The sequence below is a fragment of the Kaistella treverensis genome, assembly GCF_900114045.1.
Lineage (GTDB): Bacteria > Bacteroidota > Bacteroidia > Flavobacteriales > Weeksellaceae > Kaistella > Kaistella treverensis.
Genome location: NZ_FORQ01000005.1, coordinates 23769 through 46614, shown reverse-complemented (window position 1 = coordinate 46614; position 22846 = coordinate 23769). Strand labels below are relative to the sequence as shown.

The 22846-nt window shown below is 40.1% G+C and carries 24 protein-coding genes; 14 read left to right on the top strand and 10 right to left on the bottom strand.

The window, feature by feature from the left end; genetic code table 11:
• Positions 1 to 54: 54 nt before the first annotated feature.
• Both BMZ55_RS10970 and BMZ55_RS10965 read right to left on the bottom strand, forming a co-directional pair.
• Entirely contained in the window at positions 55 to 1284 is a 1230-nt protein-coding gene (locus BMZ55_RS10970; protein WP_089820397.1) for a dicarboxylate/amino acid:cation symporter, read from the bottom strand.
• A 56-nt stretch (positions 1285 to 1340) separates the two neighbouring features.
• Positions 1341 to 1985, bottom strand: a complete 645-nt coding sequence (locus tag BMZ55_RS10965) for a hypothetical protein (protein ID WP_089820396.1) — start codon at positions 1983 to 1985, stop codon at positions 1341 to 1343.
• A 140-nt stretch (positions 1986 to 2125) separates the two neighbouring features.
• On the opposite strand from BMZ55_RS10965, the gene BMZ55_RS10960 reads away from it, so the two are divergent.
• From BMZ55_RS10960 to BMZ55_RS10930, 7 genes are all read left to right on the top strand, one after another.
• Entirely contained in the window at positions 2126 to 3046 is a 921-nt protein-coding gene (locus BMZ55_RS10960; protein ID WP_089820395.1) for a DnaJ C-terminal domain-containing protein, read from the top strand.
• Positions 3043 to 3333, top strand: coding sequence for a chaperone modulator CbpM (locus tag BMZ55_RS10955; RefSeq protein ID WP_089820394.1), 291 nt, complete (start codon positions 3043 to 3045; stop codon positions 3331 to 3333). Before BMZ55_RS10960 ends, BMZ55_RS10955 begins: the two co-directional genes overlap by 4 nt.
• A gap of 316 nt (positions 3334 to 3649) precedes the next feature.
• Entirely contained in the window at positions 3650 to 4021 is a 372-nt protein-coding gene (locus BMZ55_RS10950) for a PadR family transcriptional regulator (RefSeq protein ID WP_052252208.1), read from the top strand.
• A gap of 4 nt (positions 4022 to 4025) precedes the next feature.
• Positions 4026 to 5735 (top strand): PspC domain-containing protein, encoded by a 1710-nt coding sequence (locus BMZ55_RS10945; RefSeq protein WP_089820393.1) that lies wholly within the window; start codon positions 4026 to 4028, stop codon positions 5733 to 5735.
• Between the two features lie 335 nt (positions 5736 to 6070).
• Positions 6071 to 6637 carry a 1-acyl-sn-glycerol-3-phosphate acyltransferase gene (locus BMZ55_RS10940; protein WP_089820424.1) on the top strand — a complete coding sequence of 189 codons (567 nt, stop codon included), beginning with the start codon at positions 6071 to 6073 and terminating at the stop codon, positions 6635 to 6637.
• A 45-nt stretch (positions 6638 to 6682) separates the two neighbouring features.
• Positions 6683 to 7099 carry a PaaI family thioesterase gene (locus BMZ55_RS10935; protein WP_089820392.1) on the top strand — a complete coding sequence of 139 codons (417 nt, stop codon included), beginning with the start codon at positions 6683 to 6685 and terminating at the stop codon, positions 7097 to 7099.
• A 52-nt stretch (positions 7100 to 7151) separates the two neighbouring features.
• Positions 7152 to 8129 (top strand): chorismate-binding protein, encoded by a 978-nt coding sequence (locus BMZ55_RS10930; RefSeq protein ID WP_089820391.1) that lies wholly within the window; start codon positions 7152 to 7154, stop codon positions 8127 to 8129.
• A 17-nt stretch (positions 8130 to 8146) separates the two neighbouring features.
• On the opposite strand, the gene BMZ55_RS10925 is transcribed toward BMZ55_RS10930, so the two are convergent.
• Both BMZ55_RS10925 and BMZ55_RS10920 read right to left on the bottom strand, forming a co-directional pair.
• On the bottom strand, positions 8147 to 8524 hold the full coding sequence (locus tag BMZ55_RS10925) for a DUF1634 domain-containing protein (protein WP_089820390.1): 378 nt from the start codon (positions 8522 to 8524) through the stop codon (positions 8147 to 8149).
• The gene (locus tag BMZ55_RS10920) at positions 8525 to 9355 is read right to left on the bottom strand and encodes a sulfite exporter TauE/SafE family protein (RefSeq protein WP_089820389.1); all 831 of its coding nucleotides are present in this window, start codon (positions 9353 to 9355) and stop codon (positions 8525 to 8527) included. It abuts the gene before it with no gap.
• Between the two features lie 107 nt (positions 9356 to 9462).
• Between BMZ55_RS10920 and BMZ55_RS10915 the strand changes: the two genes are divergently transcribed.
• The 3 genes from BMZ55_RS10915 to BMZ55_RS10905 are packed head-to-tail and all read left to right on the top strand — an operon-like array spanning position 9463 to position 13175.
• The gene (locus BMZ55_RS10915) at positions 9463 to 10014 is read left to right on the top strand and encodes a DUF1543 domain-containing protein (protein WP_089820388.1); all 552 of its coding nucleotides are present in this window, start codon (positions 9463 to 9465) and stop codon (positions 10012 to 10014) included.
• Complete coding sequence (locus tag BMZ55_RS10910) at positions 10015 to 11127, top strand: 5-(carboxyamino)imidazole ribonucleotide synthase (RefSeq protein WP_089820387.1); 1113 nt, start codon at positions 10015 to 10017, stop codon at positions 11125 to 11127.
• Between the two features lie 17 nt (positions 11128 to 11144).
• Entirely contained in the window at positions 11145 to 13175 is a 2031-nt protein-coding gene (locus tag BMZ55_RS10905; RefSeq protein ID WP_089820386.1) for a TonB-dependent receptor, read from the top strand.
• Positions 13176 to 13263: 88 nt separating this feature from the next.
• Here BMZ55_RS10905 and BMZ55_RS10900 read toward each other — a convergent pair whose 3' ends face one another.
• Complete coding sequence (locus BMZ55_RS10900; RefSeq protein ID WP_089820385.1) at positions 13264 to 14163, bottom strand: DMT family transporter; 900 nt, start codon at positions 14161 to 14163, stop codon at positions 13264 to 13266.
• Positions 14164 to 14318: 155 nt separating this feature from the next.
• On the opposite strand from BMZ55_RS10900, the gene BMZ55_RS10895 reads away from it, so the two are divergent.
• From BMZ55_RS10895 to purE, 3 genes are read left to right on the top strand one after another with little or no spacing between them, the layout of a single operon-like run.
• Positions 14319 to 14795 (top strand): CYTH domain-containing protein, encoded by a 477-nt coding sequence (locus BMZ55_RS10895; protein ID WP_089820384.1) that lies wholly within the window; start codon positions 14319 to 14321, stop codon positions 14793 to 14795.
• Positions 14796 to 14846: 51 nt separating this feature from the next.
• Positions 14847 to 16043, top strand: coding sequence for a BaiN/RdsA family NAD(P)/FAD-dependent oxidoreductase (locus tag BMZ55_RS10890; RefSeq protein ID WP_089820383.1), 1197 nt, complete (start codon positions 14847 to 14849; stop codon positions 16041 to 16043).
• Positions 16044 to 16086: 43 nt separating this feature from the next.
• Positions 16087 to 16590 (top strand): 5-(carboxyamino)imidazole ribonucleotide mutase, encoded by a 504-nt coding sequence (purE, locus tag BMZ55_RS10885; RefSeq protein WP_089820382.1) that lies wholly within the window; start codon positions 16087 to 16089, stop codon positions 16588 to 16590.
• A gap of 56 nt (positions 16591 to 16646) precedes the next feature.
• On the opposite strand, the gene BMZ55_RS10880 is transcribed toward purE, so the two are convergent.
• Positions 16647 to 17876, bottom strand: coding sequence for an aminotransferase class I/II-fold pyridoxal phosphate-dependent enzyme (locus BMZ55_RS10880; protein WP_089820381.1), 1230 nt, complete (start codon positions 17874 to 17876; stop codon positions 16647 to 16649).
• Positions 17877 to 18031: 155 nt separating this feature from the next.
• On the opposite strand from BMZ55_RS10880, the gene BMZ55_RS10875 reads away from it, so the two are divergent.
• Complete coding sequence (locus BMZ55_RS10875) at positions 18032 to 18490, top strand: Lrp/AsnC family transcriptional regulator (protein WP_039346525.1); 459 nt, start codon at positions 18032 to 18034, stop codon at positions 18488 to 18490.
• Positions 18491 to 18564: 74 nt separating this feature from the next.
• Here BMZ55_RS10875 and BMZ55_RS10870 read toward each other — a convergent pair whose 3' ends face one another.
• From BMZ55_RS10870 to tyrS, 4 genes are all read right to left on the bottom strand, one after another.
• Positions 18565 to 19926, bottom strand: a complete 1362-nt coding sequence (locus BMZ55_RS10870) for an alpha/beta hydrolase-fold protein (RefSeq protein ID WP_089820380.1) — start codon at positions 19924 to 19926, stop codon at positions 18565 to 18567.
• A 45-nt stretch (positions 19927 to 19971) separates the two neighbouring features.
• Positions 19972 to 20610 carry an alpha/beta hydrolase gene (locus BMZ55_RS10865; RefSeq protein WP_089820379.1) on the bottom strand — a complete coding sequence of 213 codons (639 nt, stop codon included), beginning with the start codon at positions 20608 to 20610 and terminating at the stop codon, positions 19972 to 19974.
• A 66-nt stretch (positions 20611 to 20676) separates the two neighbouring features.
• Positions 20677 to 21429, bottom strand: a complete 753-nt coding sequence (locus BMZ55_RS10860; RefSeq protein ID WP_089820378.1) for an acyl-CoA desaturase — start codon at positions 21427 to 21429, stop codon at positions 20677 to 20679.
• Between the two features lie 100 nt (positions 21430 to 21529).
• Positions 21530 to 22825 (bottom strand): tyrosine--tRNA ligase, encoded by a 1296-nt coding sequence (gene tyrS / locus BMZ55_RS10855; protein WP_089820377.1) that lies wholly within the window; start codon positions 22823 to 22825, stop codon positions 21530 to 21532.
• Positions 22826 to 22846: the final 21 nt, after the last annotated feature.

The window sequence follows — 22846 nt, the reverse complement described above, 5'->3', positions numbered from 1 at the left end:
AAAAAGTTGGTTCGGGAGAACCGGCCTTTATTGTTTATAAGAAATAAGATAGTTTCACACCGCAAAATCTTTCGGTTCCGTAAACTTTGCTCCGGAAATTTTCGTCACAAACATCGCCGCGACCGTATCGCCTGTAGAATTTAAAACCGTTGCTAAAGGATCAACTAAAGTTCCGAGAATCATTACGGCAGGAATGGCTTCCACCGGAAGTTGGTAAACTGAAATCATCAGCATTTCTCCGATATAACCGCCATTCGGGATTCCGCCCGCAACGATGCTTACAAAAACGGTGATTCCTAAAGCTAAAAGCAAGTTCATTGGATCAAAAAAATCTTCACCAATAATCAGGAAAGCGACATAAATTTTAATGATGGAGGACATAGAGGAGCCGTTTTTATGCAGCGTACTGCCAATCGGAATTACAATATTGGCAATTGCCGTCGGTACTCCAATTCTTGCAGCGGCCTGCAAATTGGCGGGCATCGTCGCAAAACTGCTGCATGTAGAAATGGCGGTTAAACTTGGATAAATATTGTTTTTCCAGAATTTTTGGACGCCGTCTTTTCCTTTTGCGAAAAAAGCATACAACGTAAAAAACAGAAGAAAATAAACAATTCCGGCAACATAATACAAGGCCAGTGGTTTTGCATAAAAGCCGAAAAGTTGCGGACCTACCGTTGCAACCTGATACGCAAAATACGCACCCAAACCGATGGGTGCAGCTTTCATCACAATGAGCAAAAGTTCTTTCATGACTTCGTAACCCGAAGTGAGAAAAAGAGCGAATGGTCTGCCGGTTTCACCCGCTTTTCGTACAGCGGTTCCCGTGAGGAAGGCAAAAATAAGCAGTGCCAACATGTTTTTTCGCGAAAACAGGTCGGTAAATTCACTTACGGTAAAAAAACTTACAATTCGGTTGCCCCAGCCAACATCCGCTCCGGTATCAAGTTTTTCAGGCGAAGTAGAAGGTAGCGCCTCTGTCGGGAAAAAGTAAACAACGGCAATGGTAAAAAGTGCTGCAATAATGATGAAAAGAAGAAATGTAAAGATCATCGAAAATATGATTTTCCCAAATTTTCCTTCTTTTTCCACCTGACTGATGGAATTTGCGACGGCAAAAAAAACGAGCGGAACTACGCTCACGAAAAGTAAATTCAGAAAAATATCGCCGAGTGGTTTTAAATATCCCACTGTATCTGGAGCAAATATGCCAATGAGACTTCCGATGATAATGCCGCCTAAGAGGAAAATAATGCCGGAATAATTTTTCAGAACTTCTTTCATTTATAAAAATTTAATCAAATATAACTGAATGTTTATAATTCCGGATGGTTGTAGAACTAAACCGTCCACTGATCATTTACCACCGCGACCAAAAAGTATTTTCCTTCATATTTTTCAAAAACAAAACGCAGGGAATTCCAGTCTAAACCGTCATATTCTTCCGTTCCGGCAATGTAATTTTCTGTGAAGACAGCACCCGGATAAATGGTTTTCAAATTATTTAAGGAATTCCCGCTGCCTTTAAATACATTAAAATAATAAGCAGCGCCTGAGAAATCTTTTTTGAAAACCCAATCTGCGAGATAATCCTGGATAGAAAGTACGAGTTGCTGGCCGGTGCCGTCTTTTGCGCCCCACGTAAACTTCGTGTTGGTGTTGCTGTACTTTATAAAATCTGAACGGCTGAAATGCTTATCGGTTGCGGGATCGACGTATCCGTACATTGAAAATAAAACGCCCTTATCAGGGTGAATAAATTGTGCAAAAGCAGCAATTTCTCTGCTTTTTAAAGTATCGAGAATTTGGTAATTCAGCTCTTTTATCTGAGCGGAAACAGGAATTTTTACCGGCTTTTCGGGCAAATTTTTGGTTTTTTCATCGGTGATTACCGTACTGTTTTTCGTGCTTTCCGAAACAGCAGAATTTTCTTTGGAACAGTTTAAAAGCGCGAGAACTGAAAAAAGCAGCAGGTAATTTTTCATTGGAGGTGAATAGCAAAAATCGTGTCATTGTGCCCGGAATTTTTTCATAAAGTTTTATAAAAATGTTCCGCCGGACTTTTAACAAAATTTTAAAATAGATTACGTTTTAGATTTCATAAATTTGGTAAAAGCATTATTTCATGGCGTTTATCGATTATTATAAAGTGTTGGGAATAGATTCGAAAGCATCTGCGGACGACATCAAAAAAGCCTACCGGAAATTAGCCCGAAAATATCACCCCGACATTAATCCCGGCGATAAAGAAGCTGAACGGAAATTCAAGGAAATCAACGAGGCGAACGAAGTGCTGAGCCACAAAGAAAACCGCGCAAAATATGATAAATACGGCGAAAACTGGAAGCACGGCGAGGAATATCAGAAAGCGCAACAGCAATATCGCGGACAGGCTGGCGGCCAGCAAGGCGCGTATGGCGGTTTCAGTTCGGAAGATTTTGCGGACGGCGCAGACTTCTCAGATTTTTTCCAAAGTATGTTCGGCGGTGGCGGTGGTTTTGGTGGCAGAACGCGCGGCAGCGCTTCGGGGAAATTTAAAGGCCAGGATGTGGAAGCAACTCTGAATTTACCACTTCGCGAAGCGGCAAAAACGCATCAGCAAACTTTTGAAATCAACGGTAAAAAAGTGCGCATCACCATTCCTGCCGGAATCGCAGACGGTCAGAAAATCAAAGTGAAAGGTCACGGAAATCCAGGGCACAATGGCGGACCGAACGGCGATCTTTTCATCACCTTTAATATCGAAGAAGATTCACATTTTAAAAGAAAGGGCGATAATCTGAGCGCACAACTGCACATTGATTTATACACCGCAATTTTAGGCGGCGAAGTGCACGTACAGACTTTGAACGGAAATGTAAACTTGAAAGTAAAACCCGGAATCCAGAACGGAACCACCGTGCGGCTGAAGGGAAAAGGTTTCCCGGTTTATAAAAAAGACGGAGAATTTGGTGATTTGCTCGTGACTTATCACGTCGATTTGCCGAAAAATCTTTCCGAAGAGGAAAAAGAATTATTCCTGAAACTTAAAAATTTAGCGAAATGAGCGAAAGAATTTCCCGAGAAGAACTCGTAAAAATATATAATGTAGAAATTACCTTCTTTGATTCTTTGGAAGAAGCAGGGCTGGTTTCTCCGGTGACCGAAAATGAAATTAAATATCTTCTCTACGATGAGCTGCCCGCTTTCGAGAGGTTTACCAACTGGTATTACGATCTGGAAGTAAATTTACCGGGCTTGGAAATCATCAATCATCTATTGAGAAAATTAGAAAAATTACAGGCGGAAAATCGCACTTTGCATTACAATCAGGTAAAATGGACGGAAGAATAGCCGATTTATTTGCCGCTATTTGCCTGTTTTTTTAAAAAATTAAATATTTTTAAAAAATTTGCTGCTTTTAACCGCTTTTTTTTCAAATTGGAAAAATCTAAAAAACTGCCTGAAATGGGTGGTTTTTTTTGTTTAATAAAGTTTCGGAAAAAATAATTTTAAAATATTTTATAATTTTTACTACTTTGTATTGCATAATACTATTATTTATTTATATCTTTGCAATGTAAGATTGATGAAGTTCTGCTCTTTTCTAAAAAATGAAAAATGGAATTTTTTAAAATTTTGCAAAACAGAACCAAATAACCAAAATAATATGAACACAGAAAACACCAAAGCGCAAATGCGAAAAGGCATTCTGGAATTCTGTATTTTGAGCTTGATCAATGACCGCGAAATGTATGTTTCCGATCTCATCGAAGAACTTAAAAACGGAAAACTGGATGTGGTGGAGGGCACGCTCTACCCCTTGCTTACCCGCCTGAAAAATGGCGAATTCCTTTCTTACCGTTGGGAAGAATCTACCGGGGGACCGCCAAGAAAATACTATCAGATGACGGAAAAAGGAGGTTTATTCCTTACCGAACTTCAAAACACCTGGAAGGAACTGACGGAATCCGTAGACCAAATCACTAAAAACAATAACCCAGCGAACGATGCCCAAAGTACGTTCCAACCTAATTCTTAAAACTATGAACAAGACACTCTCTATAGGACTTGCGGGCTACTCTTTTACCATAGAGGAACACGCTTATATTAAACTCAGTGATTATCTGAACGCGCTGCGAAGCTCACTTGATGATACTGAAGTTGAGGAAGTTATGCACGACATCGAAATACGAATGGTGGAAATATTCAATGATCTTTTGGGAAAACGTGAAGTTATTAACGATGGCGATGTTGAAAAAGTGATTTCACAAATCGGCTCACCGGAAATGATTGAAGAGCAGGAAGAAGTGTATTTTTCTGAAAAACCATCCGGAAACAGAAAAAGTCAAAAATCTTCCGCTGCCTTTACAGGCAACAAACAGCTTTTCCGCGATCCGGAGCACGCGAAAATTGCCGGAGTTTGCGCCGGACTGGCACATTATGTAGGTTTAGATATCAGCGCCATGCGCGCTATCTGGATTGGTATTGCAGTGCTGGGAATTTTTACCGCTGCTATTTCAACCACTTTAATCATCATTATTTATATCATTCTTTGGATTGTTTTGCCAAACGCGCAAACAGCCACCGATTTTTTGAAAATGAAGGGAAAGCCTTTAAACTTCGATAATTTAAAGCAGGAATCAACAAAAGTAGTGCAGTTTGCTAACGAATCTACGCAAAGAGTAGGCGAAATTTACAACGAAAACAAACCCTATATCACCAGAGCAGGGAGTGGAATTTGGAACGTAATCCGTTTCGTTTTAGGCGGAATTTTCGGACTGATGGCGCTTGGTTCCATTATCGGAGCATTTTTCATCTTCGGCTTATTCGGTGGGGCAGATTTCCCACCAATGCAGGAATTTAATTTCCTTTTTGATGACGATGGAATGAGCCAGGTTTTATACGCGATGATGCTCATCGGTGTTTTAATTCCGGCAATTTTATTCAGCTTGCTTTCCATTAAACTGATTTCACCAAAAACTCAATTGAGAAATGTTGGTTATGTAGTCGGAGCGCTTTTCCTGATTTTACTAGCTTTCGGAACCTATTTCGGTGTAAATATGGCAAAACGCGATATGATTTACAAAGGTCATAAAGAAGACGTGGAAAACGTGGCGATCAACACGACATCTGACAGCTTGTATGTTGATGTGAAGCAAATTACCATTCCGCAGAATTTTACCGCTTATGATGACGATATTTTTTCGGATAAGAAAATGGTGTACGAAGGTGATTATCCATACGTTGAAGTAACCAGAAAAGCTGACGTTCAGGCGCCTTACCTTATTATCAAAAAAGATGGCGAAGGTTATAATGTTCCTGTTCAGCTTGATGTTCCGGTAGAAATCCAAGGAAACAAAATCTTGCTGCCGAACTTCGTGAAATATCCGTATCAGGACCGCTTCCGTGATTACAATGTTCAGTATGAACTCGTAGTTCCGATGGCTACTCAGGTTTTCAAAGTAAAAGAAAATGCATTAAACCTTGATGGCGATTTGAACGGTGATGGAACGGATGACAACGATGACGACACACAGGGAATTGTAATACAGAAAAATAAAGTGAAAGTAAACGGTTCCACCATCGAGTACAATTCTAACGACAAGGACAGCGTAATCATCAACGGGACCAAAATGCCAAAAGCTGCTGCCGATAAAATTATGGATTCTATGAAAAATAACTTTAAACGAATGGAAAACGTAAATATTTCCATTAAAGACGGCAAAAAAGAAATCTCTATCAAAACAGAATAGCCGCCTTTACTGCAGATAATTCAACAGACTTCAGCAAGTCTTCGAAAATCTGCAAAGTTTAATAATAAATTAACAGTTACGGGTTTTATATCCAATTTAATATCCCTAATTTCGTAGAGTTAATTTTTCAGCAAAGCAATTAACATTTAAACTTAAAACCATGGTACAGTTTGTATTAGAAATAGCCATTAAGATTGTAGATTTCGTCAGCAATTTATTTTAAGACGGATTTTAATTCGATATCTTTGTAAAGTATAACCAGTTGAGTTTGGTTATACTTTTTTGTTTTAATGTTGCCTGCATCTCTGCCGGACCTGACCGAAAACTCTATTTTTATGAAAAAACTTTTAGCTAAATTAATTCTCAAACTTGTCGGCTGGAAAGTCGTTCTCGAAGGTGATGTCGACAATCTCGACAGATGCATTCTCGTTGTCGCGCCACACACTTCGAATGGCGAATATCTCCTCGGAAATCTCGCCTATTGGTCCATGGGAAAAAAGCTGAAAGTCATCATAAAAGATGCGCACACAAAAGCCTGGTACGGATTTATCGTAAAAGCAATTGGCGGAATCGGTATTGACCGATCTCAGAAAAATGATTTGGTGAAATTTGTTGTCGATCTCTTTAAAAAAGAAGATTTCAGCTTGGTAATCACGCCGGAAGGCACCAGAAGCCGCGTACCGAAATGGCGAAAAGGTTTTTACCACATGGCGCTTGCCGCAAAAGTTCCCATTGTTTATGCCGCCGGAGATTTTAAAGAAAAAATCATGTATTTGGGCAAGAAAATTTCGGTGGAAGAACTGGAAAGTCGCAGCTACGAAGAAATCATGACCGACATGGAACAGTATTACAAAAAAATTACCCCGAAATATCCGGAAAACTGGAATCCTAAAATTTTTTAGGCGCTTAAATGACCAAATTTTTCATTTTCAATTATAAAAAATTTCATGGAAAACAGAGAAGAAATTCTACATAAACTAAATACCTGGGGCGAAGAATCGCTCGGCAAAACTTTAGATATCGTTTTCACCGATGTTACCGACGAATCGCTTTCTGCCATGATGCCCGTAACGCCGAAAATCCATCAGCCGTACGGAATAATGCACGGTGGTGCAAGTTGCGTTTTGGCAGAAACGTTGGGTTCGTGTCTCTCAGTTCTGCACGTCGATATTGAAAAATTTGCGCCGGTCGGCACCAACATTAATTCAAATCATTTGCGAAGCAAAAAAGACGGAATCGTCACCGGAACCGCGCGATTTATCAGAAAAGGCAATACCATGCACGTTTCCGAAATCGAAATTCGCGATGAGAAAGGCACGCTCATCAACCACACCACGATGACCAACAATATTATTCCGCGCTAAAACAGCACTTTTTGCCAATTTAGCGGCAATTATTTTTAATTAAATTGGATTGATGATTTATTTTCGGTTTCCATTTTCAGATCAGATTTTAACCGCGGAAGATTCTTCAGCGGAAAATGCGGTGTCGTTTTTCAACTTTGATCTTTTGGAAAAAATCGATTTCAAAGGCGAAATAAAGGAAATTTCGAAAGAACAGTTTTTAGAAAATCCGGTTTTTAGCACGGATATTTCCAGAAAATTAACGGCTTTTAGTCCCGAAAAAACAGAAGATTATACCGCCAAAATTTCGCGCGTCATCGATTTTGTTAAAAAGGAAAATCTCCAAAAACTGGTCATTTCGCGCCGAAAATTTGTCGATTTCGAAAACCGACGACTCAATCTTTCCGAAACTTTTCTGAATCTTTGCGAAACATATCCAAATGCTTTTGTTTATTTTTTTCTGAAAGACGGAATTTGTTGGATCGGCGCTTTTTCCGAGGTTTTAGGAAAGTTTAATAAAGAAAACGGGGAATTTGAAACCATGAGTTTAGCGGCCACACTTTCGCTGACCGAAAATTGGTCGACGAAAGAAATCGAAGAACAAAAACCCGTCACGGATTTCATCAAAAATACTGTAGAAAATTTTGCTGAAAGCGTTACGCAATCTGAAACCTACGACCATATTTCCGGAAATATCAAACATTTGCGAACTGATTTTAAAGCAAATGTTGAGGCTGAAAATATTGAAAAACTGATTGAAGCACTTCATCCGACGCCCGCAGTTTGCGGCATTCCGAAGGATTTCTGTAAAAATGCAATTCTGGATTTTGAAGATCATCCGCGAAAATTCTACGCCGGTTACATTAAAGTTGGAACTTCTGCGGAAATCCAGTATTTCGTAAATCTTCGCTGCGCGGAAATTTTTAATGACGCTGCTTTGCTGTACGTGGGAGGCGGAATTACCGCAGACAGCTCACCGGAAAAAGAATGGCAGGAAACCGAATTAAAAGCCGAAGCTATTTTGAAAAATCTGAAATTTTCGCCCTTCTAACGGTAAATTTTTCATTTTTAATGCGCGAATCCCATCAGGAAACTCACCAGCATAATTCCCAAAACGATCAGCGAAACGATGACGTAGGTGTAATCTCTTTCTTTCAGATAACCGATCATTGCGAAAATAATGCGCACGAGCGGCGTAAAAATCAGCAGTAAAATCCCGAGCTGAATTATCGCCACACCTTCCAGATTCAAAAGCGACTGCCAAAAACTTCCCCAGATTTTACCTTTAGGAACTTCCAGCGCCGCATAATTTTTCGGCATTTCAAAACCTTCAAAATACAGTTTCAGAAAACCGATAAATGAAGTGATTACCGACAAAATAACGCCTAAACGCAGGAGATTTCCCACGGAACGGTTTAAATCAAGATCTGTAAAATGCCGCTTCATTTATTTAAAATTTTGGCTGATTCCGTTATACATCATATAAATCGACAAAATTGTTACGACGACACCGAAAACCAGTTTCAATTTTTTGGTTTTCGAAACAATCAACGTTTTTGATCCGATGTAACTTCCGACTACAACGCCAATCAGCACCGGAGCTACAATCACAGGAATAATTTCGCCACGCTGGAAATAAATCAGCGAACTCGCCACGGCTGTTACGCCAATCATAAAATTACTGGTTGTTGTTGAAACTTTGAACGGAAGTTTCATCATATTGTCCATTGCCAAAACTTTCAGCGCGCCGGAGCCAATCCCCAATAAACCGGACATTACGCCGGCAAAAGCCATCATGAAAAATCCGGAAACGGTATTGCGCGCGGAATAATCTTTAATAATACCTTTGTCCGGAAAAGAACCGTAAAGTTGCAGTTTATGTTCCAGACTCCCTTTTATTAATTGCTCCTGATGATCGGGTTTTGCGCGTAAATTCAAAATAACAGTCAGAATTAAAATACTCGCGAAAATAATCCCTATAGTGTTCGGGTTTAAAAGTCCCGAAACCAAAGCGCCGACAATTGCGCCGGTGGTGGTTGCGATTTCCAGAAACATCCCGACGCGCACGTTGGTGAAACCTTCTTTCACAAAAGCCGCCGCCGCACCCGATGAGGTGCCGATTACCGAAATCAATGAAGCGCCGATCGCGTAATGCATGGGAACTCCAAAACCGAGTGTTAATAAAGGGATGATGACAACGCCGCCACCGAGACCGGTTAAAGAACCTAATAAACCGGCGCTCACAGCGCCAAAGAACAGAATTAAGATTTCCGACATGTCACAAATTTAAGAATTATATATTTTATGCTGCCGCTTGCGCGCTTTAAATCTCAGTTTTTTATTTTCTAAAAGTTTTTTAAACCGTATTTTTGTTTTTTTACCCCATGAAATTATTTTACATCATTTTAGGCGCCACGCCGGAAGGCAGAAATATCGAGCAGCACGACGTGTTTTTCGGGATTGCCCCTTCACTGAAAGACCTCATTCCGGACATGAAAAATTTCTGGTCCGAAGCCAATGGTCAGATTCACATCGACTGTTATCAAGAAGTCCGCTTTGTGGACGGTTTTGAAATCAAGATTGTAGAAAAGCGGAAAAATATGCAGGAAAAGCAGCTTTTTTTCATCAATCTCGGCGGCTATCAACCCGGAAAATTTGAAGAACTGCACGAGCAGTTTTTGATGGTTGGAAAATCTATGGCGGAAATTGTAAAAAGAGTAAAGCAAACCACTTTTTACAAAACCATGGGTTTCGAAAATGCAACCAGTCATATTGATGACAAACACGGCGTTGACATTGATGACATCTACAACGTCCACGATATTTTACCTGCTGAAATGAAGGAAAAATATTCCATCATTCTGGAAAAATCGGACGCTGAAAATCAGGAAAATTTTACGCAAATCGGCTATTTAAAAATCAGTAAAATAAAATAAATGAAAATCGGAATTCTAGGAGGCGGGCAACTTGGCCGCATGTTAATTCAGGAAGCTTTAAAATATGATGACGAATTTTACACACTCGATCCAAATTCTGACTGCTCCTGTGCCCAAATTTCCACTTTTACAAAAGGGAATTTCAATGATTTCCAAACAGTTTTAGATTTCGGAAAAGACAAAGATATTGTTTCAATTGAGATTGAACATGTAAGCGTTGCAGCTTTGGAAGAACTTGAAAATCACGGAATAAAAGTCATTCCGAATTCCAATATCATTAAAATTATTCAGCAGAAAATTCTTCAGAAAGAATTTTACAAAAAAAACGGCATTCCAAGCCCGGATTTTCAGGTAATACAAAGTTTAGAAGATGAGATAAAAATTGCTTTTCCGTTTGTTCAAAAGCTCAACACCGGTGGCTACGACGGCAAAGGCGTTCAGGTCATTCGTTCGGAAATTGATCTGGATATAATGTGGGATGAACCTTCAGTTTTAGAAAATTTGGTGGACATCGAAAAAGAATTGTCGATTATTATCGCGAAAAATGAAGCGGATGAAATCAAAACTTTTCCAGTGACCGAAATGATTGCAGATCCCAAACTGAATTTACTGGATTTTAATATTTGTCCCGCCGAAATTTCCGCGGAAGTTCAGGAACAAATTGATAAAATCGCGGAGCAGTTCATGTCCGCTGCGGATTCGGCAGGCTTGTTCGCCATCGAATTATTTCTCGATAAAGAGGGGAAAATTTGGGTGAATGAAACCGCGCCGCGCCTGCACAATTCTGGGCACCAAACCCAGGAAGGAAACGCAAATTCGCAGTTTGAGCAGTTTTACCGAGTCCTGAAAAATTTTCCGTTAGCGGACAATTCCGTAAAGCAATTTTCCGGAATGCTGAATTTGATTGGTGAAGAAAATTACAGCGGAAAAGTAAAATATCAGGGTTTAGAAGACGTATTGAAACTTCCAAATTCTTACGTGCATCTCTACGGAAAAACCGAAACAAAACCTGGCCGAAAAATGGGTCATATCAATGTTTTGGCAAATTCGCGAGAAGAACTTTTGGAGCAGCTCATTCACATCAAGTCGTTGGTAAAAGTTATTGCGGAATAAAAAAAATTAGGCGGTTTATGGGCAAATTTTTCACTTTTTTCCTTTTCGCCATCTTTCTACGAATCTCCGCGCAGCAAAAGGATTCCGCGACTTTGATTTCGGAAGTTATCATTGAAGCTTATAAAAAACCGACGGCTTTTCTCAATTCCACCAAATCTGTTGGTGTAATTTCGAAAAATATTCTCGATACCAATTCGCCCGAACGTTTGCTGGAAGCCATTAACCAAAATCCCGGCAGCACCGTTGAAGAACGTTCGCCCGGAAGTTATCGCATTGCGGTTCGCGGCAGTTCGCTGCGCTCGCCGTTTGGCGTCAGAAATATTAAAGTTTACCTCGATGATTTTATTTTGTCCGACGCTTCGGGAAATACTTATTTTAATGTGATTTCACCGGAACTCATCAGTGGAATCGAAATTTACAAAGGCCCTGAAAGTGGTGATTTCGGAGCGGTTACCGGCGGAACACTGTTGCTTAAAACGCAAAAAAAGGACGGTTTAGCAGCCAATTTTTCTGCGGGAAGTTTCGGTACTTTTAATGAAAGTACCAATTTTTCGAAATCTATTGGCAAACATTTTCTGCAGATTTTCCAGAATTTTTACCGCACGAATTCTTATCGTGAACAATCAAAAATGAACCGCAAACAGCTTTTTCTGAAAGATGATTTTTCTTATTCTGAAAAAGGCGTGCTGAAATCGATGCTGATGTTTTCTGATTTAGCATACGAAACTCCGGGCGGATTAACCTTCGACCAGATGAAGGAAAATCGAAAACAAGCGCGACCTGCGACCAAATCACTTCCAGGCGCTAAGGCGCAGAACGCCGGAATCCGAAATAAAATGATCTTAGCAGGAATTTCAAATGATATAAAATTGACGCCTAAATTGTCCAATTTTTTTCTTGTGCAAGGTTCTTACCTGGATTTTGAAAATCCGTTTATCACCAATTTTGAAAACCGCTACGAAAATAATTTCGCGCTAAGAACTCATTTGAATTACGAGCAAAACTGGAATAATTTAAATGCGGAATGGCGACTGGGTTTTGAAGGCGCCACCAATTCGATTTTTATAAAAAATTATGATAACAACGGCGGAAAAGAAGGAATGCCTCAAAATTTTGATAAGCTGAAGAATACCTCCGGATTTTATTTTCTGTCGCAAAAGCTAAATTTTAACCAAAGACTTTTTACGGATGTTGCAGTGAGCTTAAACTACAATTCTTACGATTGGACGAATATTTTTCCAAATTCTGAAAGCGGAAAAGTGAAATTCAAGAATCAGATTTTACCAAATTTTGGTGTGACTTACGTTCTTGGAAAAGGCTTTTCGGTGCGCGGTAAAATCGGGAAAGGAAACTCAGCGCCGACGAATGAGGAAATTCGCTCATCGAATCAGGAATTTAATGTGAATCTGGTGCCGGAATACGGCTGGAATAAAGAAATTGGTTTCCGGAAAGAATTTGCAGATTTGCTTTTCGTTGAAGCAAGTTATTTCGATTTCCGCTTGAAAGACGCAATTGTAAGAAGGCAGAATGAAAACGGTCAGGAATATTTTATAAATCAGGGAAATACAGTGCAGAAAGGCGTAGAATTTCTTTTTGAAACAAAAAATTTCGATCTAAACAATGCTTTTTTCAGCAATTTAAAGCTGAGATTTTCGGGTAATTTTTACGATTTTAAATTCGGAAAATATGGTCAGGAAGCAGCGAATTTTTCCGGAAATGATTTGACCGGCGTTCCGCAGGAAAGTTTCGCCAGCCTAATTAATTTGGTTTTTTTTAAAAAAATGAATGTTGCTTTTTCGCATTTTTATACCTCGAAATTTCCGCTGAATGACGCAAATTCCGTCTGGTCTGAACGGAGTTTTATCGTCAATTTACTGCTGAAATATCCGTTAAATTTCGGAAAAACGAAAGCTGATTTCCGCGTGCAGATTCAGAATCTATATAATTCAGAATATGTTTTAGGTTATGACATTAATGCCTTTGGTGGCCGTTTTTACAATCCTGCCGCGAAACGTAACTTTATTTTTGGGGTGAATCTGGAGTTTTGACACCGCGCCCCGGCTTGAACGGAGCTCTTTTTGCGGAGCGCAGCGCAGCAAAAAAGCGGGAGTGGAAGACGGATCAAGGCGCCCAAAATCAGGATTTTCTGAACATTCCGGGTTTGTAATTGGTGATGAAAACGCCGATGATGATCAGCGCGGTGGCGGCGATAAATGTGGCTGAGACTTCTTCGTTTAAAACCAGCCAACCGAGGAAAATCGCGATAATTGTATTGACGTACGACAAAATTGAAATCTGTGTCGGACTGATTTTTTTCAAAGCGTAATGAAACGCAAAAAAGGCGATTACAGAGCCGAAAATTGCAAGGTAAACCGTTGCCGCAATACTTGTAAGCGACCATGAAGAAAAACTGAGATTATCTGCCGCGATAAAACCGAAAATGATCTGAACAACGCCAGCAAAACTGAACTGGTAAAAAAGATTCAGCGAAATATTTTGTGGGCTGTGATTGATTTTTTTGGTGAAAATTGTGCCCAAAGCCCAGCCCGAAATCGCAATAAACATACAAATGACGCCAATCCGATATTCTGCGTTTAGCAAATCCTGTAAGCCGTTTTTGAAAATCAGCACAATTCCGCTAAAACCCAGCAAAACACCGATTAAACCGCGGATGTTGAACTTCTGCATGCTGAATAAAATGCTGAGCAGAAACACCAAAAGCGGTGAAGCGGCGCTAATGAGTGAGGCCAGACTGCTCGTGAGGTGTTTTTCGGCGACGGTGGTCATTCCGTTTGCGACGATAAGCATTAAAGTGGAAAGAATGATTTGATTTTGGAAATTGATCCAACCGATCCACTTCAGTTTTTTCGAAAAAATAAGCAGAAAAAACAGGATTATACCGGCTAAAAACTGGCGGATTCCGGCAACAAACCAGGGCGGAATGGTTTCAACAGCAACACGAATTCCCAAAAATGTAGTTCCCCAAAATATAGCAACGGTAACGATGGCGAGAACTAATCTGGAATCTTTGAACATTTAAATCTTGAAAATTGTTGCAGAAACGAGCGAAATATAACTTTGCAAAGGTAAATTTTATGAAAGTGCTGACCAATTATGTATGGTGTTTTCTTTGTGAAAGTTGGTTTAAAAGCCGAAATGCGTGTACTTTGTAAATTACAAAAGCAAAAAGTATGGGTGTAGAAATTGAGCGAAAATTTTTGGTTGACAGAAAAGCGTGGCAAATACTGGAAAAGCCCGCCGGCGAAATGTACCGGCAAGGTTATCTGCTGACCGATCCCGCAAAAACAATCCGTGTGCGGCAGACTCCGGACAAAGGTTTTTTAACAATTAAAGGAATTTCTGTCGGAGCGACGCGCGCGGAATTTGAATACGAAATTCCATTTGATGAAGCTGGTGAGTTGCTGGATCAGTTTGCGAGCACATCGCTGTCGAAAATGCGGTATAAAATTCTGGTGGGAAATAATCTTTGGGAAGTTGACGAATTTTTCGGTGACAACGAAGGTCTCATCGTCGCTGAAATTGAATTGAAAGATGAAGCAGAACTTTTTCAGATTCCGGTTTGGGTGGAAGATGAAGTGACCGGCGACGAAAAATATTACAATTCGAATCTGACACTTTTTCCGTTCAAAGTCTGGAACAAAAATTAGCGGCTAAAACACCATTTTTTTCCGGAATTCTAAAAACCTATTTTTCTGCAAATGTTCGAAAATCAAATTATCATCATCGGAGCCGGTCCAGCCGGACTTATGGCGGCGCAAAAGCTGGCAGAAAAAGGTTTTAACGTTCACGTTTATGAGCAGAATAAAGCTGCCGCACGAAAGTTTTTAGTGGCGGGAAAGGGCGGTTTTAATTTGACACACAGCGAAGAACTGAATGCTTTTGTTGAAAAATACGACGCGCCAGAAATTCGTGAATCGGTACAAATATTTGATAATCAAAAAGTTATTGCGTGGCTTAATGATTTGGGAATAACTACTTATGTCGGAAGTTCGGGCAAGATATTCCCGACGAAAAACTTTAAACCCATTCAGGTTTTAAATGCCTGGTTGCAAAAACTGGAAACGTTGGACGTGCAGATTCATTACGAACATACTTTTTTAGATTTCGATGATTCATCTATTTTGCTTAAAAATAACGACGGTGAAATCAAGCTTAAATATTCAAAATTAATTCTCGCGATGGGCGGCGGTTCCTGGAAAAAGACCGGTTCCGATGCCAAATGGATTGACATTTTAAAAGCGAAAAAAATCGCCATAAAGCCGTTAGAATCTGCAAATTCCGGATACAATACCAGTTCAGGTTTTCACCATTTGCAAGGCCAATATCTGAAAAATATAAAAGTTTATTTTAATGATCACAGCAAAACCGGCGAAATTGTTTTTACGAAATACGGCGTGGAAGGCAGCCCGATTTATTTTTTGAACCGTTTTACCCGGCAGCACGAATTTCCGCTGACACTTTACATCGATTTGAAACCTAATTTAAGTGAAGAAGAAATTTTAGCAGCTTTAAGCGGAAATGAAAAAGTTAGTCCCGTTTTGAAACGGAATTTAAAATTGTCAACTACTGCGCTAAATCTTTTAAAAACCTTAAGCAAAGAAAATTATTTAAGTGTTAAAAAGCTCGCGCTTTTTATTAAAAAATTCCCAATAGAAATCCGGAATTTTCGCCCGATTGATGAGGTAATTTCCACGGCTGGCGGCGTTTCGTTTTCAGCGTTAAATTCAAATTTTGAATTAAAAAATTTCCCGAACGTTTTCTGCATCGGTGAAATGGTGGATTGGGAAGCACCGACCGGTGGATATCTTTTGCAGGCGTGTTTTAGCACCGGAGCTGCGGCCGCCCGGGCAATTGCTGATTCTGAAAAAAATGCCCAGTTAACAGCCAAAAAATAATTTTTAAATTTCCTTACCTTTAAGCTTTAAAACAAATATCAATATGGTCGGAATAATTATGGGAAGCCAAAGTGATCTGGAAATCATGGAACAGGCAGCAGATTTTCTCAATTCACTCGAAATTCCTTATGAACTGACGGTAGTTTCTGCGCACCGCACGCCCGAGCGCATGTTCGATTACGCGAAAACCGCGAAATCACGAGGTGTAAAAGTGATTATCGCGGGAGCTGGTGGCGCCGCGCATTTGCCCGGAATGGTGGCAAGTTGTACAACTTTGCCGGTTATCGGCGTGCCGATTTTATCTTCGAATTCTATTGATGGCTGGGATTCTGTTCTTTCAATTCTACAGATGCCGTCGGGAATTCCCGTAGCGACCGTTGCGCTGAACGGCGCCGCAAATGCCGGAATTCTTGCCGCGAAAATTGTCGGAATCTGTGATGAGGAAATTGCTCAGAAACTTGAAAAATACCAGGTTTCGCTGAAAGATAAAGTCCTAGGAACTGTGACTGAAGTCAAAAAAATTCATCCGAACACTTTTGACAATTAAAACTGAACATTTTGAAATAAAAAAACAACCACTTTGGTTGTTTTTTTCGCTGATATTTAGAGTGTTTTTTCCATTTTTCTTGGTTGCAGAACGCCGACTTGCTCCATGCACCATTTCATTTTTTCGTAGGTTCTTTTGATGTCGTGATCCAAACCAACGGACATTCGGATTAAACCATCTGAAAGGCCCATTTCTTTTCGCTCGTTTTCCGGGATTTCTGACGAAGTTGAGCTTCCCGAAGCGGAGAAAAGCGTTTTGTAAAAACCGAGACTTACCGCGAGATAACCGAGGTTTTCCTTCTGCATCAGTTCCATCAGCTCGTTTGCTTTTTCCACGGTTTTTACGTCCAAAGTTAAAAGTCCGCCAAAACCGTACTCTTCATTCATCATACTTTTGAAAAGTTCGTGCTGCGGATGGTTTTTTAAGCCCGGATATTTTACCGTTACGCCGTCCTGTTCAAATTTTTCCGCCAAATACTGGGCGTTTTCGCTGTGTTTTTTAATTCTTATATGAAGTGTGCGGAGGTTTTTCAAAATGCTTGAAGCACGCAAACTGTCCAGCGTTGGCCCCAAAAGCATGCACGCGCCGGTGTTTACGTCTTTTAAATCATTGATGAACTCTGAACTGGCGCAAACTACGCCTGCAACGGCATCGCTGCTACCGTTGATGAATTTGGTTAAACTGTGAATTGTAATGTCGGTGCCCAAAAGCGTTGGTGAAATTGAAAGCGGCGAAAAGGTATTATCGACCACCAATTTAATACTGTACTTTTTCGCGATTGCGGCCAAGCCACGTAAATCGGCAACTTCAAGTAACGGATTGCTGACCGTTTCGCAAAAAATTACCTTGGTTTTTTCGGTAATAGAATTTTCCACCAACAAAAGATTGGTAATATCAACAAATGTAGTTTTGATGTGATATTGCGGCAGAAAATTCTTCATAAAAGCATACGTTCCGCCGTAAATTGTACGGCTGGAAATGATGTGATCGTCGCTTTTGCAAAGCTGCAGCAGGGTAGAAGTGATGGCGCCCATTCCGGAAGCCGTAACGTTCGCGCTTTCTGTGCCTTCCATTTGTGCTAAAGCTTCGCCGAGGTAAAGATTGCTCGGTGAAGAATGGCGTGAATAAAGATAACAGCCTTCGGTGTTTCCCTCAAAGGTATCGAACATGGTTTTTGCGGAAAGAAAAGTGTAGGTTGAACTGTCTGAAATTGATGGGTTTACACCGCCAAATTCGCCAAAATATTGCAAATCCTGGATATTATTGGCCGCATCGAACTTTTTCATAAGCTTTGTTTTTGTATTGATTAAAATTGTTATTAATCCAATTTAAAAACAAAGGTTTGCCTAAACTTTAGAAAAATTAACGGTTAAAGTGGTAAATTTTAGATTTTTATTTTAATTTTGGATAAGCATTTAATCACATGCCGAAAATATTACCGATGATTTTTGACTATAAAGATAAAAAATTGCTCGTTTTGCTTCAAAATGACTCCAAAAAAACCACGAAACAGTTCGCGGCGGCGCTTGATTTATCGGTTACTGCAGTTTTCGAAAGAATTAAAAAGCTCGAAAAAAACGAGGTGATTAAAAAATATGTGGCGCTTGTGGATAAAGGCAAGCTGCATAAAAGTTTTGTGGTGCTTTGTCATGTAAAACTGGCGCAGCATAAAAAGCAGTACATCGTACAGTTTGAAAATGAAATTACGCAGTTTCCGGAGGTTTTGGAATGTTTTCACGTTTCCGGCGATTACGATTATATCCTGAAAATCTGTGTTGCCGATATTTCAGAATATCGTGATTTTATGGTAAGTAAACTGACCAATTTGCAACATATCGCGAGTACGCAAAGTTCATTTATGATTAAAGAGGTGAAAAATTCCACCGTAATTGAGCCTTAAATTTTAGCCGTTAAAACCGCATTTTTTAAGATTTTAAAAAAAAACGAAGCTGAGAAATCAGCTTCGCTATTTAGTTATTTTGACATAAACCGCACCGCGGCGTTTTCTGTCTGAAGAATATAATGACCTTTTTTCAAGGTGTTCTTAATATCGTTCCAGCCGTTTTTTAGTTTAACTTTTTCAAGCAGTCTGCCAGACAAATCATAAATTTTAGCTTCCGATTTCTGGGTTAAACCTTCAACGTACATCTGATTTTTTTCGAAACCAACAACGAGTTTTTTTTTAACGGAATTTTTAGTATTCAGCGTTGTGGTTTTAAAAAGCCATTGGTATGCCGCAGCAAATTCGCCTTTCCAGTAATTTTCATTGTGTTGGCCGTAACTGTCTAATTTCACCAATGTATTTTCAGCTTTTAAACCGTCTGCTTCCATGCCGTTTTTCACCGCGGCAATATCGGCTGCCAACGTGGTGCTTTCGGTGGCACCGGCAACAAAATAGATACGTGTTCCTGACAAATCAGCGGTAGAATTAGCAATGAAGTCATTAAACTGTTGGGAAACAATCCAGTAAGCCGGGCTGAAAGAGCCAATTTTCTCGAAAGTTTCGCTGTATTTCACTCCGCCATAATTAGAAATTAAAGCACCTAACGAGCTTCCGATCAATGCGTTATATTCTTTTTCAGGTCTTGTACGGTAGTGCGAATCCACATAAGGCTTCAGCGTTTCTGCAATAAACTGCATATAAAGATCACCTTCACCACCGCCGTATTTTGGGTTATTCCACGGTGTATATTCATCGATGCGTTTTTCACCTCCGTTATCAATTCCGATAACAATAGCGCCATAATCACCTTCGGAAAATAATTTGTTTAAAGTTTCATCAATCTGCCATTCGCCGGAATAAGCAGTTTTGTTGTCGAAAAGGTTTTGGCCGTCCTGCATATATAAAACAGGATATTTTTTGGTAGACGTTTCGTAATCCGGTGGAAGATAAATCCAGATTTTTCTGGTTCTATTCAGTTGCGGAATAGCAAAGTCCGTGCTTAAAATATGCACGTTAGAAGCAGCTGTACTCGGATTTCCGGCACCTAAATCCTCCCAGGTCTGAATAGTATGATTTAAAGTCTGTGCGCTCCCGGTAAAAGTCGCCGTTCTGTTTGGTAACTGTCCGCCCGTTGCGTTTCCTTCAACGGTCGCCCAGCTGCCGCGCGTGAATTTGTATTCCAACGTGCCGCTTCCTTCCGGGATGGTATAGGTGTAATTACCTGCGCCGTCGGAAACCATCGGTGTGGACGCCGGATTCCAGCCATTAAAATTTCCGGCAACATAAATTGTAGCTCCCGCGGGCGTGTTTGCCGGAACTGCAGTGATTTTTAATGTGATTTGCGCAGAAATTTGCGCAGCTATTAAAACTAAAAAAAGGAGAAATCTTTTCATAAATTTTGAATTAAAATGATTTTTAAATGTAGGAAAATTTGCTCTTTATTTACCGAAAAATTCCATTAAATCCATATAGTTTTTCTGGTTCACACCGTGACCATTCATGTATTCCCGGAAGGAAAAATATGCGCCCATATCATACAAAATATCAGCAGCTTTTCGTCCCCATTCCAGCGGAATTACCGTGTCGTCGGTTCCGTGTGAGATAAAAAACCGGAGTTTTTCGATCATTTTTTTGTTTTTTGAAACATCACCAACTAATTTCTCCTCGTAATAGCAGCTTAAACAGGCTACTTTACTGAAAAGTTCAGGGTTTTGCAGCGCCAAAGCATAACTGATAATTCCGCCCTGAGAAAATCCGGCCAAATGGGTCGGTCCTTCGGTAAGTCCGTACTGCTGCCTGATTTTCGCAATATGATCTAAAATGGCCTGTACCGAAGCTTTTGCCTGTGATACATCAATTCGGTTTTCGAGCTTCATCAGATCGATATCATACCACGAAAATCCCTGATAAGCGCTTGTAAGCGGCGCTCGGAAACTGATGATCAACCAGTTTTCCGGCAACGTCGGCGCGAAGCTGAAAAGGTCTTCTTCATTGCTGCCGTAGCCGTGCAAGAGAATTAATAAAGGAGTTTCTGACGTGATATTTTCGGGTTCGCGAACGCGGTAATGTAAATCCATAAAGCAAAGATAACGTTTTGGAAATTTTATAAAAAACAAAAAAAACCGGGAAATACCCGGTAATTTTTAATGTTCTCTTTTTACGACTGCAACCGGATTCAGTTTGATGAGTTTCATCTTATCCAGCAAAATCATAATTAAATAAGTGACGTCTATTTCGTGCCATCTCACACCGCCGAAATTGGCTCTGCCACCGTGTTTGTGGTGGTTATTGTGATAGGCTTCGCCCATCATCAGCCAGTCGAAACGCAGCAGATTTTTGGAAGTATCAGAAACTTTAAAGTTGGTATAACCATAAATGTGTGCAAACCAGTTGATAATCACGCCGTGAATCGGCGCCATCATATATGCAACCGGAAGCAAAAGCCACTGCCACCACGCAGTTGCGAAAAAGTAAAAGAATGCAGTGTACGCGATTCCCCAGCCAATTCGAGAACCCCAGGAGCTCGCGAATTTGTCAAATTTTTCCCATTGTGGGACATTTTTGGTGAATTTATCTTCAATGATTGCTTTTTGCGCATTGATGTCGGCATAAATTTTCTTCGTGCGCCACATCATTTTAAAGAGATTTTCGTCGTATTTCGGGGAATGCGGATCTTTTTCAGTGTCTGCATAGGCGTGGTGCATGCGGTGCATAACGCCGTAGCCGTAAGCTGAAAGATAATTGGAACCCTGTGTAACCCACGTTAAAATATAGCACAGTTTTTCGCCGAATTTGGACATTTTAAAGGTTTGATGTGCCGCGTAACGGTGCAGAAAAAAGGTTTGGAAAAATAGTCCCGAATACCACAGAACTACGATAAATAGAAGGATAACCATAATAAAATATTAAAGACAAAGATAAGGTGAAATCTTTAAAAATAAAAGCCGGAAATCTTCCGGCTCTCATAATATTATGTTAAATATTTCTTTTCAGATTTTAAATGGCTTTTACAATGAAATAATTCTTTTTCCCTTTTTGTAAAAGCAAAAATTTGCCATCAATAAGATCTTTTTTTTCAATTTGGAAAGTTTCGGTTACTTTTTCTTTATTAATGGAAATAGAATTTCCTGCTAATTCACGGCGCGCTTCACCTTTTGATTTTAAAAATCCGGATTTTTCGGAAATCAAATCGATAAGATTTCCGCCCACAACTTCATCAACAGCGATTTCTTTTTGCGGCACACCCTCAAAAACTTCCAAAAAAGTGGCTTCATCCAGATTTACCAAATCTTCTGCAGTGGAGCGGCCGAACAGAATTTCCGAAGCTTTTACAGCTTTTTCATATTCTTCACGGTTGTGAACCCAAACGGTTACTTCTTCTGCAAGTTTTTTCTGTAGTTTTCTTTCGTGCGGCGCGGTTTGATGCTCTGCAATTAAATTTTCAATTTCCTCTTTTGACAAGAAAGTGTAGAATTTAATGAATCTTTCCGCATCAGCGTCGGTGGCATTTACCCAGAACTGGTAGAATTTGTACGGCGACGTTTTTTTAGCATCCAGCCAGTAATTTTCACCCGCTTCAGATTTTCCGAATTTCGAACCGTCGGCTTTTGTAATCAATGGAACCGTGAGGGCAAAAGCTTCGCCCTGCGCTTTTCGGCGGATCAGTTCAGTTCCGGTGGTGATATTTCCCCATTGGTCGGAACCGCCCATTTGCAGACGCACATTTTTCGCTTTATATAAATGAAAGAAATCATAACCCTGCAAAAGCTGGTAAGAAAATTCGGTGAAACTCATGCCTTCTGCACCGCCTTCGCCCGTAATTCTTTTCTTTACTGAATCCTTCGCCATCATGTAATTTACGGTGATGTTTTTGCCGACTTCGCGGATAAATTCCAGGAAGGAAAAATCTTTCATCCAATCGTAATTATTCACCATTTCTGCGCTGTTGGCTTCCGTTCCGTCGAATTTTAAAAAGCGGGAAAGTTGATTTTTCAGGCAGTCCACGTAATGATTTAATGTTGCTTCATCAAGCGCATTTCTTTCACTTGATTTTCCGGAAGGATCGCCGATCATGCCCGTTGCACCGCCCACCAAAGCGATTGGTTTGTGACCGTGTTGCTGAAAATGCGCCAATATTTTTATCTGAATTAAACTTCCGATATGAAGCGAATCTGCGGTAGGATCGAAGCCGATATACGCCGTAGTCATTTCCTTATTCAGTTGTTCTTCGGTTCCCGGCATCATGTCGGCAAAAAGGCCGCGCCATTTCAATTCTTCAATAAAAGCGTTCATTTTTGTTGCAATTTTTTCAGG

What these genes read in the sequence shown, in the direction of transcription:
- BMZ55_RS10890 (WP_089820383.1), top strand. Translation starts at nt 14,847, where the DNA reads ATGTTCGAAAATCAAATTATCATCATCGGAGCCGGTCCAGCCGGACTT.
- BMZ55_RS10945 (WP_089820393.1), top strand. Translation starts at nt 4,026, where the DNA reads ATGAACAAGACACTCTCTATAGGACTTGCGGGCTACTCTTTTACCATA.
- BMZ55_RS10960 (WP_089820395.1), top strand. Translation starts at nt 2,126, where the DNA reads ATGGCGTTTATCGATTATTATAAAGTGTTGGGAATAGATTCGAAAGCA.
- BMZ55_RS10965 (WP_089820396.1), bottom strand. Translation starts at nt 1,985, where the DNA reads ATGAAAAATTACCTGCTGCTTTTTTCAGTTCTCGCGCTTTTAAACTGT.
- BMZ55_RS10865 (WP_089820379.1), bottom strand. Translation starts at nt 20,610, where the DNA reads ATGGATTTACATTACCGCGTTCGCGAACCCGAAAATATCACGTCAGAA.
- BMZ55_RS10880 (WP_089820381.1), bottom strand. Translation starts at nt 17,876, where the DNA reads ATGAAAAAGTTCGATGCGGCCAATAATATCCAGGATTTGCAATATTTT.
- BMZ55_RS10935 (WP_089820392.1), top strand. Translation starts at nt 6,683, where the DNA reads ATGGAAAACAGAGAAGAAATTCTACATAAACTAAATACCTGGGGCGAA.
- tyrS (WP_089820377.1), bottom strand. Translation starts at nt 22,825, where the DNA reads ATGAACGCTTTTATTGAAGAATTGAAATGGCGCGGCCTTTTTGCCGAC.
- BMZ55_RS10950 (WP_052252208.1), top strand. Translation starts at nt 3,650, where the DNA reads ATGAACACAGAAAACACCAAAGCGCAAATGCGAAAAGGCATTCTGGAA.
- BMZ55_RS10940 (WP_089820424.1), top strand. Translation starts at nt 6,071, where the DNA reads ATGAAAAAACTTTTAGCTAAATTAATTCTCAAACTTGTCGGCTGGAAA.
- BMZ55_RS10915 (WP_089820388.1), top strand. Translation starts at nt 9,463, where the DNA reads ATGAAATTATTTTACATCATTTTAGGCGCCACGCCGGAAGGCAGAAAT.
- BMZ55_RS10870 (WP_089820380.1), bottom strand. Translation starts at nt 19,926, where the DNA reads ATGAAAAGATTTCTCCTTTTTTTAGTTTTAATAGCTGCGCAAATTTCT.
- BMZ55_RS10860 (WP_089820378.1), bottom strand. Translation starts at nt 21,429, where the DNA reads ATGGTTATCCTTCTATTTATCGTAGTTCTGTGGTATTCGGGACTATTT.
- BMZ55_RS10895 (WP_089820384.1), top strand. Translation starts at nt 14,319, where the DNA reads ATGGGTGTAGAAATTGAGCGAAAATTTTTGGTTGACAGAAAAGCGTGG.
- BMZ55_RS10875 (WP_039346525.1), top strand. Translation starts at nt 18,032, where the DNA reads ATGATTTTTGACTATAAAGATAAAAAATTGCTCGTTTTGCTTCAAAAT.
- BMZ55_RS10930 (WP_089820391.1), top strand. Translation starts at nt 7,152, where the DNA reads ATGATTTATTTTCGGTTTCCATTTTCAGATCAGATTTTAACCGCGGAA.
- BMZ55_RS10955 (WP_089820394.1), top strand. Translation starts at nt 3,043, where the DNA reads ATGAGCGAAAGAATTTCCCGAGAAGAACTCGTAAAAATATATAATGTA.
- BMZ55_RS10900 (WP_089820385.1), bottom strand. Translation starts at nt 14,163, where the DNA reads ATGTTCAAAGATTCCAGATTAGTTCTCGCCATCGTTACCGTTGCTATA.
- BMZ55_RS10910 (WP_089820387.1), top strand. Translation starts at nt 10,015, where the DNA reads ATGAAAATCGGAATTCTAGGAGGCGGGCAACTTGGCCGCATGTTAATT.
- BMZ55_RS10970 (WP_089820397.1), bottom strand. Translation starts at nt 1,284, where the DNA reads ATGAAAGAAGTTCTGAAAAATTATTCCGGCATTATTTTCCTCTTAGGC.
- BMZ55_RS10920 (WP_089820389.1), bottom strand. Translation starts at nt 9,355, where the DNA reads ATGTCGGAAATCTTAATTCTGTTCTTTGGCGCTGTGAGCGCCGGTTTA.
- BMZ55_RS10925 (WP_089820390.1), bottom strand. Translation starts at nt 8,524, where the DNA reads ATGAAGCGGCATTTTACAGATCTTGATTTAAACCGTTCCGTGGGAAAT.
- purE (WP_089820382.1), top strand. Translation starts at nt 16,087, where the DNA reads ATGGTCGGAATAATTATGGGAAGCCAAAGTGATCTGGAAATCATGGAA.
- BMZ55_RS10905 (WP_089820386.1), top strand. Translation starts at nt 11,145, where the DNA reads ATGGGCAAATTTTTCACTTTTTTCCTTTTCGCCATCTTTCTACGAATC.